The sequence below is a fragment of the Phyllobacterium zundukense genome (assembly GCF_002764115.1).
Lineage (GTDB): Bacteria > Pseudomonadota > Alphaproteobacteria > Rhizobiales > Rhizobiaceae > Phyllobacterium > Phyllobacterium zundukense.
In genome coordinates, this window is the sequence record NZ_CP017940.1 from 1,203,204 (window position 1) to 1,218,116 (window position 14,913).

15 protein-coding genes are annotated in these 14,913 nt (G+C 55.2%); 10 read left to right on the top strand and 5 right to left on the bottom strand.

Annotation, left to right across the window (positions count from 1 at the left end; translation table 11 throughout):
• The first annotated feature begins 57 nt into the window (after nt 1–57).
• The 7 genes from phnC to phnN all read left to right on the top strand — a co-directional run bounded on the left by phnC (nt 58) and on the right by phnN (nt 6,801).
• Nucleotides 58–891, top strand: a complete 834-nt coding sequence (gene phnC, locus BLM14_RS05805) for a phosphonate ABC transporter ATP-binding protein (RefSeq protein WP_099998516.1) — start codon at nt 58–60, stop codon at nt 889–891.
• 86 nt (nt 892–977) lie between these two features.
• Nucleotides 978–1,889, top strand: coding sequence for a phosphonate ABC transporter substrate-binding protein (phnD, locus tag BLM14_RS05810; protein ID WP_100001054.1), 912 nt, complete (start codon nt 978–980; stop codon nt 1,887–1,889).
• Nucleotides 1,890–1,963: 74 nt separating this feature from the next.
• Nucleotides 1,964–2,932: a phosphonate ABC transporter, permease protein PhnE gene (gene phnE / locus BLM14_RS05815; protein WP_099998517.1), complete on the top strand. Its 969-nt coding sequence runs from the start codon at nt 1,964–1,966 to the stop codon at nt 2,930–2,932.
• A complete protein-coding gene (gene phnE, locus BLM14_RS05820) occupies nt 2,929–4,260 on the top strand; it encodes a phosphonate ABC transporter, permease protein PhnE (RefSeq protein WP_099998518.1) in 1,332 nt (443 codons plus the stop codon). The genes phnE (BLM14_RS05815) and phnE (BLM14_RS05820) overlap by 4 nt, the downstream gene beginning before the upstream one ends.
• A gap of 67 nt (nt 4,261–4,327) precedes the next feature.
• Nucleotides 4,328–5,035: a DUF1045 domain-containing protein gene (locus BLM14_RS05825; RefSeq protein WP_099998519.1), complete on the top strand. Its 708-nt coding sequence runs from the start codon at nt 4,328–4,330 to the stop codon at nt 5,033–5,035.
• Nucleotides 5,036–6,175: an alpha-D-ribose 1-methylphosphonate 5-triphosphate diphosphatase gene (locus BLM14_RS05830; RefSeq protein WP_099998520.1), complete on the top strand. Its 1,140-nt coding sequence runs from the start codon at nt 5,036–5,038 to the stop codon at nt 6,173–6,175.
• Nucleotides 6,176–6,186: 11 nt separating this feature from the next.
• Complete coding sequence (gene phnN, locus BLM14_RS05835) at nt 6,187–6,801, top strand: phosphonate metabolism protein/1,5-bisphosphokinase (PRPP-forming) PhnN (RefSeq protein WP_237143469.1); 615 nt, start codon at nt 6,187–6,189, stop codon at nt 6,799–6,801.
• 96 nt (nt 6,802–6,897) lie between these two features.
• On the opposite strand, the gene BLM14_RS05840 is transcribed toward phnN, so the two are convergent.
• A complete protein-coding gene (locus BLM14_RS05840; RefSeq protein ID WP_099998522.1) occupies nt 6,898–7,941 on the bottom strand; it encodes a porin in 1,044 nt (347 codons plus the stop codon).
• Between the two features lie 728 nt (nt 7,942–8,669).
• Between BLM14_RS05840 and BLM14_RS05845 the strand changes: the two genes are divergently transcribed.
• From BLM14_RS05845 to BLM14_RS31695, 3 genes are all read left to right on the top strand, one after another.
• Nucleotides 8,670–8,900, top strand: coding sequence for a hypothetical protein (locus BLM14_RS05845; RefSeq protein ID WP_099998523.1), 231 nt, complete (start codon nt 8,670–8,672; stop codon nt 8,898–8,900).
• 169 nt (nt 8,901–9,069) lie between these two features.
• Complete coding sequence (locus tag BLM14_RS05850; protein WP_099998524.1) at nt 9,070–9,882, top strand: DUF2092 domain-containing protein; 813 nt, start codon at nt 9,070–9,072, stop codon at nt 9,880–9,882.
• A complete protein-coding gene (locus BLM14_RS31695) occupies nt 9,879–10,100 on the top strand; it encodes a hypothetical protein (RefSeq protein ID WP_099998525.1) in 222 nt (73 codons plus the stop codon). Before BLM14_RS05850 ends, BLM14_RS31695 begins: the two co-directional genes overlap by 4 nt.
• A 44-nt stretch (nt 10,101–10,144) precedes the next feature.
• Here BLM14_RS31695 and BLM14_RS05860 read toward each other — a convergent pair whose 3' ends face one another.
• From BLM14_RS05860 to BLM14_RS05880, 4 genes are all read right to left on the bottom strand, one after another.
• The gene (locus BLM14_RS05860) at nt 10,145–11,368 is read right to left on the bottom strand and encodes an alpha/beta hydrolase (protein ID WP_418314222.1); all 1,224 of its coding nucleotides are present in this window, start codon (nt 11,366–11,368) and stop codon (nt 10,145–10,147) included.
• Between the two features lie 713 nt (nt 11,369–12,081).
• On the bottom strand, nt 12,082–13,494 hold the full coding sequence (locus BLM14_RS05870; RefSeq protein ID WP_099998527.1) for a DUF1254 domain-containing protein: 1,413 nt from the start codon (nt 13,492–13,494) through the stop codon (nt 12,082–12,084).
• A gap of 331 nt (nt 13,495–13,825) precedes the next feature.
• Nucleotides 13,826–14,320, bottom strand: coding sequence for a nucleoside deaminase (locus BLM14_RS05875; RefSeq protein ID WP_099998528.1), 495 nt, complete (start codon nt 14,318–14,320; stop codon nt 13,826–13,828).
• A 191-nt stretch (nt 14,321–14,511) separates the two neighbouring features.
• A complete protein-coding gene (locus BLM14_RS05880; RefSeq protein ID WP_099998529.1) occupies nt 14,512–14,784 on the bottom strand; it encodes a hypothetical protein in 273 nt (90 codons plus the stop codon).
• Nucleotides 14,785–14,913 lie beyond the last annotated feature (129 nt).

Here is a 14,913-nt window from a genome sequence, read left to right on the forward strand (position 1 = left end):
ACATCGCACCTTCACATCCGTGTCCTAGGACAGAGCGACGCCAAAAGGGATTGACTGATGCTGAAGATTGAAAATGTGACGCGGCGTTTTGGCAAGTTTACGGCCATCGACGATGTCAATTTGGAAATCCCGCAAGGCCAGATGGTTGGTATTATCGGTCGTTCAGGCGCAGGCAAATCAACCTTGCTGCGCATGATCAACCGGCTGGTTGATCCTTCAGAAGGTTCGATCTTTTTCGAGGGAACCAATGTCGCGCAATTGAGAGGGGCGCAACTGCGCAATTGGCAACGCGATTGTGCGATGATTTTCCAGCAGTTCAATCTGGTGCCGCGCCTAGACGTTCTCACCAATGTGCTTCTTGGCCGCCTTAACCATCGTTCGACGATCAAGAGCCTCCTGGGAATGTTCTCCCGTGAAGAACGCGCCATGGCAATCGCTGCTCTCGAGCGGCTCGATATCGCCAAGACGGCGCTGCAACGGGCCGGGACACTGTCCGGGGGGCAGCAGCAGCGTGTCGCCATCGCCCGTGCCCTCATGCAAAACCCCAAAATCATTCTCGCCGATGAACCCATAGCCTCGCTCGATCCGCGCAATGCGCAGGTTGTGATGGAGTCGCTGCGTGACATCAATGAGAAGGAAGGTCTGACAGTTATCACCAATCTGCACACGCTCGATACTGCGCGGCACTTCTGCCAGCGCATCATCGGTATGCAGGGCGGCAAGGTTGTCTTCGACGGAACCCCGGATGACCTAACAGAACTAGCTGCCCGCCGCATCTACGGCGCTGACGGCATGAAGGACGCGTTTTCAGAAGCCATTACATCGACAAGCATCGGTCGTGCCGTACCAAAGCCAATTCCTGAGCTGGAGGCCATTCTGGCCGCGCGTTAGCGCAAAGAGATCGTCTCGCCCACGTACGGGCTCATATGAAAACAGATCGCAAACCCATTTTGGACGTTTGACAGGAGAGAACCATGTTGCTCAAGAAAGCCCTACTCAGTGCAATCGCAATCGGCGCAATGCTCGCTGGTTCGATGGCCCGCGCTGAAAATCTCGAAACATTCCGCGTCGGCATCATCGGCGGCGAAAATGAAGCTGATCGCCTGCGCAATTATCAGTGCATTGTCGATCAACTGCCGAAGGTCCTGGGCGTTAAGGAAGTAAAGCTCTTCCCGGCCACCGACTATGATGGCGTCATCCAGGGTCTGCTCGGCGGCACGCTCGATTATGCAGAGCTTGGCGCTTCCGGTTTCGCTAAGATCTATCTTACCAATCCCAAGGCTGTTGAACCGATCCTGACGACTGTTCAGACCGATGGTGCGACCGGCTATTATTCCATCATGGTTGCCCGCAAGGACAGCGGCATCAAGACGCTCGCCGACATGAAGGGCAAGAAACTCGGTTTTGCTGATCCGGATTCCACGTCCGGCTATCTCATTCCAGTGACTTCGCTGCCGAAAGACATCAAGACTTCGGTCAAGGACTACTTCAGCGAAACGGGTTTCGGCGGCGGTCATGAGAACCTCGTTCTCGCTGTCAAGGACGGCAAGTTCGATGCCGGCACGACCTTCGGTTCGGGTGTGGGCAAGTTTGACGAAGGCTACACATCAGGCAATCTGCGCAAGATGGTCGACAAGGGTCTTATCGATATGAAGGACTTCGTCGAACTGTGGAAGTCGCCGCTCATTCCAAACGGCCCGATCGTTATCCGCACTTCGCTCGACAGCAACCTGAAGACTAAGTTCAAGGACTACATGATGAACTTGCCGAAGTCTGATCCCGCCTGCTTCGCAGCAACAATGGGCGGTGACTTCAAGGGCTATACGGAAGTGAACACCCAATTCTATCAGCCGATCATCGACGCACGCAAAGCTCAGATCGGCGGATAACGCCACAAAATCTGATCACGGCCGGTTCCTGCGGGATCTGGCCGTGATTTTTTGTGCTCTGGAGGGATAAGTTTATGAGCCGAGCCATTTCCGCCGAGCTTTCAGCCGAAGGCATCCAGATCGAACGGCACTGGCAGGAACTTGCCGCGCGCCGCCGCGCCTATTCCTGGCTTATTTCGATCTGCCTTCTGGTTACGGTCGCTGGCTCCCTCTGGTTCGCCAATGAATCCAATGCCGGCAAATTCTTCGACCGCCTGCCGCATTTTTTTGACTTTGCTGGCGATCTTATTCCGCGCGACGGCTGGGAAGTATGGCGGGCCATGTTCGATCTGCCATCGCCCTATTTCGACGGAAGCCTGAAATATGATTATCCAGAAGGCCGGGTCTATCTGTTTGGCGCCTTCTATTTTCCAGAATATTTCTACAAAATGCTGGAAACGCTCAATATTGCGATCCTTTCCACGCTCATTGGTTTCATTTTTGGCTTCCTTCTCTGCTTTCTCGCCGCCAAAAATCTGGTGAAAAGCAAGCTGATCCGCTTCGTCGCGCGTCGCTATATGGAAATCCTGCGCGCCTTTCCCGAGATAGTCATTGCCGGCTTCTTTGCGGCGATATTATCGCTGGGCCCAATCCCCGCCATGTTCGCCGTCGGCATTCACACGATAGGCGCCCTTGGAAAGCTGTTCTTCGAAGTGGTCGAGAATGCGGACATGAAGGCGGATGAGGGGTTGCGGGCCGTTGGAGCCAACTGGTTCGAACGGGTCGGCTTCGGCATTGTCCCGCAGGTCATGCCGAACTTCATGTCCTACGCGCTGCTCCGTCTGGAAATTAACGTCCGCGCCTCGACCATTATCGGTGCTGTCGGTGGCGGCGGAATTGGCGAGGAGTTGCGGCTGTCGATCGGCCGGGGCCATCAGGCTAAGACGCTCGCCATCGTGCTGTTATTGCTGGTGACGATCATCGCTGTCGATCAATTTTCCGCCTGGTTGCGCCGCCGTCTCGTCGGCAATCAGGCCTTCGCCTTTGGTGGAAAGCAATCATGAACGCACTTTCTTCCGCTGCCATCACCGATTTAGAAACCCGGCATCCAGCGGTTTTCAACCCGCCCGTCTGGAAGCGCTTCATGCCGCTTCTGATTGCGGCGGGTATTGTTCTCTATGTCGTTTATTGCTGGTGGTTCTTTTCCATCGGAACCGTCCTGGCCAGTGGCCAGTGGCAGCGTGCCGAACTCTATGCACGCGACTGGGTATCCTATGCGATCAAGACGACAGTACGTATGTCGCCGGCGGCGACGACAGTGACCTATCCCCGATTTTCCGAACTCGGCGATAATCCAAAACCGGATTGGGTTGTTCGGAATGGCAACGATGTCACGATATTGTTCGGTGCCGGCAAATCGCTCGATATCAACGACCAGCGCGTGATCGCGACACGCAATGGCGAAAGCCTTACGGTTCTGATTGCAGCCGACGGAGCCAAGCCTCAAGGGGCGCTGCCAAAATGGGCAACACTGAAGGAGGATCAGGTAACGGTCACTTTCGGTTTTGCCGGACAGGCGGACATTATTCCGGAGCGCGTTGTGGTGAGCCGGCGGTTTCTCGGCTGGGCGAATTTTGTTTTCGACACCGCTTCGCCTTTCTGGAACAAATCCTTTGGCGAGGTGGCGTCGATGATCATCGGCGGAGAGCGCATCAAGCCGGAAATGTCCAATGCCGCTCTCGCATTCGACAATATCTGGTACAATTCGTCCTGGCAGCACGGCGACGTCTGGACGAAACTGATGCAGACCATCGTCATGGCTTTCATGGGCACGCTGCTCGCGTCTCTGGTTTCGTTTCCGCTCGCCTTTATCGCTGCCCGCAACATCATGCCGAATTTCTTTGCCAACCAGATCACCAAGCGCTTCTTCGATTTTTTGCGATCGGTCGATATGCTGATCTGGGCGCTGTTCTTTACGCGGGCCTTTGGGCCGGGACCGCTCGCCGGCATCTCGGCGATATTCTTTACCGACACCGGTACGCTTGGAAAGGTCTATTCCGAGACACTGGAAAATATCGATGACAAGCAGCGAGAAGGGGTCAAATCGGTTGGTGCATCGCCTGTGAATGTGCAGCGATATGGCGTCGTGCCACAGGTTCTGCCGGTTTTCGCCAGCCAGGCGCTGTATTTCTGGGAGTCGAATACGCGGTCGGCGACAATCATCGGTGCGGTGGGGGCAGGTGGCATTGGTCTCAAGCTCTGGGAAGCCATGCGTACAAACACCAACTGGCATAATGTCGCCTATATGGTGGTGCTCATTCTGGCTGTGATCTTCATCTTCGATAACATATCCAATGCGTTGCGGTCGCGACTGACCGGAAAGCAGCATTGAGATATGGTTGTGTTCAAAGGCTTGTCATAATCGGAGCGTAACGCGAGAGTGTTCCGGAGGAATCAAAATGCGCTATGCCATCTATTTCACGCCGCCTTCAAGTGATCCGCTGCTCAAAGTAGCGGCGAACTGGCTCGGCCGGAATGCCTTTACTGGTCAACCGGTAAAGGCACCGCAGATCCGCGATCTTGCGCACGAAGATTTCGCGCAGTTGACGGGATCGCCGCGCCGCTATGGATTTCATGCGACGCTGAAAGCGCCATTTCACCTTGCTGATGGCATCGAGGAACGCGAACTCCTGTCGGCGCTGATGCATTTTGCCTCTTCGATTGACCCGGTTGAAATTCCGAAATTGCAGATTGCCTGCCTCGACGGTTTTTTTGCGCTCGTACCGGCAGAGCCGCTCAATCGTCTCAATCAACTGGCAAACGATGTGGTTGTTGCATTCGACCGCTTTCGCGCGCCGCCAAGCGAGCAGGAAATCAAACGTCGCAATCCCGATGGAATGAGTGCTGCACAGCGCCGAAATCTCGAACAGTGGGGCTACCCCTATGTTTTCGAGGATTTTCGCTTTCACATGACACTCACGGGTCCGGTGCCTGAACGGGATCGGCCGAAAATTGAACATATCCTGAGCGAATTCCTTGAGCCGGTTCTCGAAGAACCGGTCGAAATTAACAATCTCGCTCTGTTCACTGAAGCTGAGCCCAGGTTTCCTTTTGAAATACACTCGCTGCACCCGCTCGCAGGAACCAACCGAAGAAAGACTGCATAAATGTCCGCCGAACTGACCTTGAACAATGCGAAAATCGTTCTCGAAAATGAAGTGATCTCGGGATCGGTTATGATCCGTGACGGCAAAATTGCTGACATTTCAGAAGGCTCCGTTGCAGGCGGCGAGGATTTTGAGGGCGATTTTCTCATTCCCGGTCTGATCGAACTGCATACCGATCACCTCGAAGGTCATTATTTGCCGCGCCCGCGGGTTCGATGGAACCCGATTGCCGCCGTGCTTGCACATGATGGGCAGATCGCGACGTCGGGCATCACGACCGTACTCGATGCCTTGCGGGTAGGTTTGGACGAGGATGCGGACATTACAGCGACAGAAACCCGCAAACTGGCCGACGCGATCGAAAACAGCGTCAAAGAGGGCCGTTTGCGTGCCGATCACTATTTCCACTTGCGGTGCGAAGTTTCAGTGCCGGATTGCCTGGAAGGTTTCGCCCATTTTGATAATGACAGCCGCGTCCGGCTGGCATCATTGATGGACCACGCGCCAGGTCAGCGCCAGTTCGTCAATCTGGAAACTTATACCTATTACTATCAGCGCAAGTTGAAACTCTCTGATCAGGAGTTCAATGCATTTTGTGAAAAACGCATAGCGGAATCGGCCCGGAATTCCGCTCCGCAACGCAAGGCGATTTCGGATTTGTGCCGCGAACGCGGAATCGTGCTGGCGAGCCATGATGACGCCACCCTTGCGCATGTCGATGAAGCGGTCGAGCAAGGCATTCATGTGGCTGAATTTCCAACAACGCTGGAAGCTGCCGCTGCCTCAAAACAAGCAGGACTGTCGGTGCTGATGGGCGCGCCGAATGTGGTGCGTGGCGGCTCGCACTCCGGAAATGTCTCGGCACGCGAGCTGGCCGAACATGGTTATCTCGATATTCTATCGTCTGACTACATTCCGTTCAGTCTGATCCAGTCGACGTTCTTCCTGAGCGAGGCTGTCGATGGCATTACCTTGCCGGATGCGGTGCGTCTGGTGACAAAGAATCCTGCACAGGCCGTCGGCTTCGACGATCGCGGCGTCATCGAGGTCGGCAAGCGCGCTGATCTCGTGCGAGTGCGTGTCGATGAACATATTCCGGTGGTGCGTACCGTCTGGCGGGAAGGCCGCCGGGTCGTATGATGGCGGCTGCTATGATTGAACGCGCGCTCAATCCCGCGACTGCGCCGCTGCGTAACGGCGCTTTCATTGCCGTTGTTGGGCCGAGCGGTGCAGGCAAGGATACGATCATCGATTTCGCTCGGACTGCGCTTGCAGACCAGCCCGGATATCATTTCGTGCGCCGTGTGGTGACACGCCCGTCATCCGCCGATGCGGAAGATCATGACACGTTGAGTGAAGAACAGTTTCTGGCAGCAAAGCGGGCAGGGGCGTTTTGCCATTTCTGGAAGGCTCATGGTTTGCACTACGGGCTGCCAAAATCTGTCGATGATGAAATTGAACGCGGCGCCGTGACGATTGCCAATGTCTCGCGCGGCATCCTGCCCGCGCTTCGTGAGTCTTATGCCAATTTTCTGGTTGTACATATCACCGCTTCGCATGAGGTTCTGGCGGAACGATTGGCCTCACGTGGACGCGAGGATGCCGAGGAAATCCGGCGTCGTCTAATGCGGGCTGCACCCAATCCATGCGATCCGGCCGATGCGGTCATGATCGATAATTCCGGATCCGTCAGTGACGCAGGCAATGAACTCGTCGCAGTATTGAAAAAGTCTGCAGCATTTGTAGCTGTTTCGGAACAGATATAAGTCTTGTTCGAAACCGCCTTTGGCCAATTCTCAACGGAAATCAGAACAAAAAAATCCGGAGGCAGTGCCTCCGGATTTGTCTTGAGCGTTTGACGTTTAGAAATCGCGCTGGAAGCGGATGATGCCACCCACGGCATCGTCGTTGCCGCGATCGCCATCAAGCTTGGTGTAGTTGACTTCCGGCGTTACTGTGAAGCCGGGGACAAGCACGTAAGCCACGTTCAGAGCTGCAGCGATTGTGCCTTCGGATTCATAAGCGAGCTGGGCGTTTACGGTTGCCTTGTCGGTAACCTTGGCGGCCAAGCCGCCCCATGCGGCCCAATCACCATGCCATGGCGCGAGGAAGTTACGGTTCGTGCGTGTGTCGTCATAGTTGGACTGATAGCCGCCCATAACCCAAGCTGTCACGGCGTCGGTGACTTTCACATCCAGGCGAGCCTTGCCGGCAAATTCCTCAACATTGGAGTCATAGCCGCCGATGGCTGAAATGGTGCCCCAACCCTGTTCATACTTCACGCCGGCAAGGACATGCGGCATGTAGTCCTCGATGACGTAATCGGCATAACCGTCGTTGATGGAGCCTTGTTCAGCGGCGATGATTGCGGAGAAACCATTCCCACCGGAGAAGGTATAGCTGATCTGGTTCGTTTCCCAGCTGTTGTAGTTGATCACATCGTCGTTGATGATATCGCCAGCATAACCGTTCCAGGAGCCGAAGATTTCATCGGCAATACCGACGCGGAAGCCGCCGAGCTCGATGTACGCCTGGGGAATACTAGCGCCTTCGTTTATACCATCTTCGAAGTCGAAGCGGGTCTGAATATACGAGCGCAACGTGCCAAGTTCGGTTTCCGAACGGGCATCGAAGCGGACCTCTGCACGAGTGTGCTTTACCCATGTGCCGAGCTCGCCGCCGTTATAGACGTCATCACCGCCCTGTGCGTCGTAACGGACATAGCCGCTGACCTTGAGGCAGGTTTCTGTACCGGGGATATAGAAGAAGCCGGCGCCATAGGCGTCGCACACACGGACATATTCAACGGGCTCTGGTTCAGCCACTACAACCGCATCCGCGGCACGTGCACCGGAAACTGCAATCAAGGCTGCAGCGGAACCCAGGAGAAGGCTCTTGATTTTCATTTTTTCAGATCTCCGATCGAGAAAGTTTGTCAATAAGCTCATGTCCCCGCGAGATGCTTATTCCTGTTCTCCGGTCGGTGCAAAACCGATCTGTCATCGAACCACGGGTTCGGAAATCGGTGTTGCGGTTTTATCACGCGGTCAATAAACGGAGCTATTTGGGCTTCGTTTGGTAAACGGGGCTGACCGCGCTCACGATGGACAATTTTACCTATGCGCTCGATTACGATTTGAGCAGTTTAGTCGATAGTGCCTGTTTTTGATTTTCCCGCTATAAGGGGAAATGCCAGGAACGGCCCGAACCGCGGTCAGCGAGACAGTCCGGAATTGCCAGCAAGTGATTGAAACGACAAAAAAATATAGCGACTACAAGCGCAATCGCTTTGCTGTAGCGCCGATGATCGATTGGAATGATGTTCGAAATTTGATAATATAATCATATACTTGGTTGCAGGTATATTTGAATGTCGTACTATTGTCGTACCCGCAGGCTAAGGCCCCTGTCGATCCTGGTATCAGAATTTGGCAGAAACTGCCTGAGGCATCACTCGACAAACGGACCACCACCCGCAACTTTTGCAGCAATAGCAGCCAATAGCAGACACCGAGGTTGGCTTGTGTCTCTCCCTAAGCTAACCCTTTAGCGGAGGCTCCCCCGCACCCATTGTTTTTGAGACACGCCGAGATCTTAAGCGTATGGTGTTGAAACTGCATGTCAGGGGATTTGAATGCACATTGCTGCAATCCTGGACTTGACCGCCAGAGGGAGCGTCATGCTTGCACTGAGCTTGGCTGTTTGGTGTGCCTCTATCGCGGTTTCACAAGCGCAGCCGACTTCCACACCATCACCACTGCCGGCCAATGTTGAGGAACTGATCAAACTCCTGGACGATCCGGAAATCAAAGCCTGGATCACCACAAGGGTACGCCGCCATCCGCTGCAGAGGTTACTGGGTTAACGTGAATTCGTGATTGCCCCGTCGCCAGCACAAGGCTCTGATTGCTGATGCGGCGGTGCGCAGCGTAATCGGAATTTGTATCCAGACGCTTTGTCGAGTGCACTGGCATTGCCAACAAGGGACGCACCATCCGAGGGATGTGCAATAACAAAAAGGAAGGCATGCTTCTATGATCACAACCGCTCATAATACCATGGATTTCACTGCGACAGCGCTCTCATCAGCGGTGCTGGCTCTAATCATTGCGTCCGGAACGGCCACGGGAGCATCGGCCGGCGAGGCCGAAGCCAAAACTATCCTCAAGGCGATGTCCGACTATCTGGCGGCGCAAAAGGCGATCTCCTTCAACTACGACACCAATCTCGAAGTCGTGACCAAGGACCACCAGAAACTGCTACTGGCAAGTTCGGGCACGATGGAAGTGGGTAGGCCAGACAAAATTCGTGCAACGCGCGCCGGTGGATTTGCCAATGTCGAGATGACATTCGACGGAAAGACTCTGACGCTGCTCGGCAAGGATGCCAATCTCTACGCCCAGTTCGAAGTGCCGGGCACGATCGACCATTTGATCGACGAGTTGCGTTACACTTACAACAGGCCTGTGCCGGGTGCTGATCTCCTCCTGCCGGATGTCTACGGTGAATTGATGCACGATGTTGTCGACGTAAAGGACCTTGGCAGCGGTGTGATTGGAGGCATTGAATGCGATCATCTAGCATTCCGGGCGAAGGAAGTTGACTGGCAGATTTGGATTGCCCAAGGCGAGCAACCCTATCCTTGCAGGTATGTCATCACCGATCCTAAAGCCGATCAAGGTCCGCAATACAGCATTCAAATCAGCGATTGGAAGACCGGGGCAGACGTCGTTGCGGACAATTTTTCGTTCAAGAACTCAACAGATGCCAAGAAGGTCGACGATCCGAAAAAACTTGTAAACATCGATGAACTTCCGGACCATTTTGCTGTGGGAGGCACCAAATGAGCGTTTCAAGTAAACTCAAGATTGCCCTGGTGACGGGGGTCGTCTCATCATTCTTGCTGGAAGTGGGAATGGAGCTGCCGATTCCAGGGTTTAGTTTTGTCACGTCGGCAGAGGCCCGGGTTGGGCGTCCGCTCACGCCGGTCAGTGTCGCTGGCGTTGCACGGCGTAGTGCGAGGCGCACCGTTCGGCGCTGCGTGGCTGGTGTATATGTTTGTTAGCCTATGGGACTAAATTACCGTGTAGAGGCAATAGCTGAACTGTCTCAGTTGCACTTCGTTGTCAGTCGGGCATCGCAGCCTTTTTCGACAGGTTTTCTCGCAGCGCTCGGGCCGGTCAGCTCACCGACCTGGCTCCCGTAGTTATCGCGGGTGTTTTGATCGACGACAGCAACGGGAGCGGCCAGAATCAGGCCTGCGGCATTTCCTGCCGCGGCCGCCGTGCCGGTTGTCGCCACGAGTATCTGGTCGCCTAGTCCTACCCGGTTGTCCGTGAGCGTCTGGCCTTCCGAAATGCGTTGGCCGATGAGTTGAACGACCTCGGGAGACTGGGCGAACTTGCTGTGATGGAGGTCGTCGCCAGCCTTGATTTTTGTGAGGTCGATCACGGCGATCTTGTTGTCTTCGAGTTCGTTTTTATACGGAGCCTCCTCGGGATCGATGGACCCAAGCCGGGCCACATTGCCCCACACACGCCTCGAAAGGGCCAGCGCGCGATCGTCACGGGAAACGAACAAGGTGAACTGTGGACGCTGTTTTCCCATGTCGATAATCTGCGAACGGAATACGTCGACGTCCACATCAGGAGCCGCCAGCATGACATTCTTGAATTTCGCTGGCAGTTTGCCGTTGCGGATTGCCATCTGACGCAGGGACTCCAGGGCGAGCCAGTTTCCCATTGAATGGGCAAGCACCGAGACTTCCTTCACCTCCGGATCTTTCGCCAGATATTGGAACAGATTTTCCAGAGCGTTCCGGGTATAGTTCGTGCTCTCGCGGTCGTAGCCGTAAGCAAGCAAGCTGCCACGCGATGGCCAAGTCACCAGTACAGGCGCACTGTGCACGCCCGAATCTTGAACGATCTGCGCGAAACGGTAGACGGAGTCTTCGAACCGATTGTTGAACCCGTGAATAAAGACGAGAACGCTGTGGTCCGGGCTCTTCTTGACAGAGACGTTCAGCCATTTTATGGCCTCCTCCCGCGTCAACTCATCCGCTTTCAATGTGGCAAAATCGGTCGCCGGGTTTGGAGGCAACTTTTTCGGCCAGGCTACTTCACCTTCTTTGCGGACATTTTTTGGCGGGATCGACACGGTGATGTCGGCAAATGCCGGCATCAGCCCCCGTTCACCCGTAAACATCTCACCACGATTGGTGGAGCGGCTACGGGTCGTGGTCACCAGCATATCGACCCGGCTCGACGTAGGAGCAGTATCGGCCACCGGCAGCAAGACGTTCTTCGGACGTCCCGCACAGCCTCCCACAAGCATCAGCACTGCGAGGATCGAGAACCATCGTAGACAACCGACAAGCAAAAGTGACTTTCTGGCCATTCGGCGAAACTCCCCACACCATCGTATCACCGATTGAACAGAACCTCCGGTTCTTTGCGGCTCAAGCGACAAGCGCAATCACAAATTCCAAATAAATAAAGTAGAAACTGGTAACCCACCAATACCAGATGAACACTATTGCCGCAAACGTCGTTGGTTTCATGAATGTTAGGCTGCGATGGATTTGCTCAATGTCTGCATTGGGCCAGAAGCGGCCATTCCATTGTGTCCGCCTTGCGCTCGGGAAGACGTTAATCAAGTCAACAACTGCAAAATCATGGACGGATAACTGACAAAAATACCGACGACGAAACCGACAAATCCTAGCGCAATGGCCCCAATGAGTCCGTGGTTCTCCCATCCGAGCAAGGCTCCCAACGCAGTTGCGATGGCAATCACGGAAACTGTCCACGCAACCTTGGTTGCCCTGACCAGCCCCCTAGGCATTTTTGGTTCGCTATGCATCACAGCGGGGTCCACAAACTGATTATTTTTCAACTATATAGAGGAATTTGGTGGTCTTTGCTACCTAATACCGCAACTTTGCGGCAATAGCAGAAGTTGAACGATGTCCGCTCTGCGCCAAAAGCGGCCGTCAGGTCAGCGTTCTGCGACCCGATTTAGCCCATGCTCAGCCCGCCCCATCCTTCCTATGCCGACCGCTTCATCGGCGGGTGCTTCCACGTGCCATCCAGCGCTGCTTCTTTCGGCCAGTAGAGGCGCATGAAAGCAATGAATGGACCTTTGGGTGCAGGAAGCCAGTTCGGCTCCTTATCCTTGCCGGGGGACTCGTTCTGGATATAGAACGTCAGGCCGCCATCGGCGTCCTTCACGAACTGCGGCAGCATCGGCGAGTTGAGCAGGTAGCGGTTGATCGGATTGGCCACGAGAAGGCTTTGTGGCAGCTCATACATGGTGAGCGACCAGAAGGCATTGACAGGCGGCAGTTGCCCCGGCGTGAAGTGAAGCGCGTATTGGTTAGCGCCATCAAGCTTTTTACCCTCGGCATCGACGGCATAGACCGGATACATCGCCTCCTGCTTCGAGTTGCCCCCGATGCCGAGTACGGCACCGGCCATGCGGTAGAGGTAATTGTTCTTCAAATACTCGCGCGTCCCGAAGACGTCACCGGACGTCACTTCCCCCGTGTCGATTTTTTGTTTCTCCAAATTCGCGAGTTCAGCCCAAGCATCGGCCATTCCCTGCTCGATCGAGGTCTTCATTTCGGGTGAGAGCTTGCTGGCATCGAAGGTCTGCCCCGCACCGACTCCGATTCTGGCAAAACGCGCCATCAGCTCGGTCTCCGACGGATCGGTCGGGCAGTATTGCAGGATGAAGTTCAGGATGCTGAAAAACTCGGGCGACGTTCTCTCTTCTTTCGGCGTCAGCGTCTTGATGAAATCAACCGCGGGCGCGGCCGCTGGCGCGGGCTGGCCGAGGAATTTGGACAGCGGCTCTGCTTTGTAGCCGGCTTGGACTTTCTTGACGTTGTCGAGATCGTCCGGATTGAAAAGCTGTGTGCGATAGGCAGCCCATATGAACTCGGTTTCCGAGTGGATCACTTTCTTCACGCCCTTGGGCGTCTCGCCCTTCCAGCCAGGTCCGGCGACGAGGAAGTTGCCGCCATCATTGCCAGTCGCGCGGCTACCAAGATAGTCAAAGTTGAAAGTGTAGGCATCGATAAGCTGGACGCTGAAATATCGCTCCTTCTCGATTACCGGCACGGTGAGCACCATCGGTTCGGTGCGCAGGTCCAGACCGAGCCACGAATAGGGCGTATCCGAGTTGGGCGTTTGGATCGCTGTGTCGGCTGGCGTATAAACACGCGGAGTATTGATGATCTGGTTCCAAGGCCCCTTGTATTCTGGATTCTTTGTATCGACGAAATAGGCGTGTTGGATGCGGTAACTGTCCACCATCGGGAAGCCGTAGATATAGGCTTCCTTGGCGATGGCGCGGGCCTCTTCGGGTGTGACGCTGGTTTGGGCGCGTGCAACTGTGAACCGGAGAGCCGGGATCAGAGCGATCCCGCAGACAAAGCCTCTGCGTGTTATGGTTGTCATGATCGTCGGTCCTTCCCCGTTTATGAGGCACGGCAATGAACAACAATCCGCAAGCTGGCCCGTTCATCGCGCCCCGCCGGAGTCAGTGGATTCTTGTTGGGAGGAAACCGCAAGTACGTAACTGTTAATTTGGGGAACTGGCTACGAGCTGTTCATGCGCTACGGGCTTGCAACTCAATCTAGGGCCAATAGGGGCCCCGGCGGCATTTGCCTTCTGGCTCTGATTCTGGCGTGAACTCACAGACGGGCATGGCTAGATCATGCACGTATGCCTGCTTCCGAAGCGAAAGCGGGCATTATCGGCTACCGTTGGCATGTCCCAGAAGGGCCATTAACGGCCAGACCAGTATTCTTCGTGGAGTTTCGCCGCCTCGCTCGCAAGCAAGGGGCCGACGACTTCCGTTGGGCGCTGACCGGCGGCGAACACGATGTGGCAGGGGAGATCAAGCGTCGGATTTTCCTGGCTATCGCCTATCTGTTGTTTCATCTCTCTCTCCGACAGGCCAAACACGACGCGCCCTATGCCTGCCCAATAGATCGCGCCTGAGCACATGGCGCATGGCTCCGCGGATGTATACATCGTGCATCCGGCAAGAAAATCCAAATCATAGGCTTTGCCGGCTCGCGTAGCGAGAAGCCGCTCCGCGTGGGCCGTGCGGTCGCCACCTTCTGAACTGTAGCCATTGCACTGTTCCAGTAAAACATTGCCATCATGGTCGGCGAGAATTGAACCAAATGGGTGATCCCCGCCTTCGCGCGAACGCCGCGCCACATCGAAGGCCTTCCGCAACAGTGACTTATCATAGGACCGTTTGGTGCTTGCCATTTCGTGAGCTCCTGAGAATTATCGCAGTTCATTCACCATCAATGTTTCCCCGGTAACGGAGCGGGTAATTTGTGTTCTCCGCCAAGTAGAGAGCGCCAGCTTTCCAGCGCTAGTTATCTTGCCTTCATCAATCCGCATTTGGCTAGGCGCTTATGAGTCTACGCCCTAGTGTGACGGGGCCGGCATCAAGGTCAAGATTGAAAACGAATACAGAGTGTCGCGGTTGGGGCGTACGATGGGCGCGTCGATTGGGTATAGCTCGCGGTGGTGGATGTACTTGCCGAAGCCGCCGTCTTTGACGATTGGCCCATGACCAGGTCCGACTCGGCGCGATTGAAGTTGTCGACGGTGACCGGGACAGCGCTGCCGGCCGGTGCATGCGGGGGCTGCACCTGTGCAAGTGCGGCGTTGTTGGCCGCGGCGAGCAGCAAGCCGGCGTAGATTTGAACGCGAAGACTTTTCATGGCTTCGCTCTCCGTGTTTACTGAGCAGTGATCCGCTCGATGTCCGGCAGCTTCCTCAGCCCAGCGGCATAGACCGACTTAATTTCCGCTTTGCGCCCCACAAGCGGACCTTGGAAATAACTTTGGTTG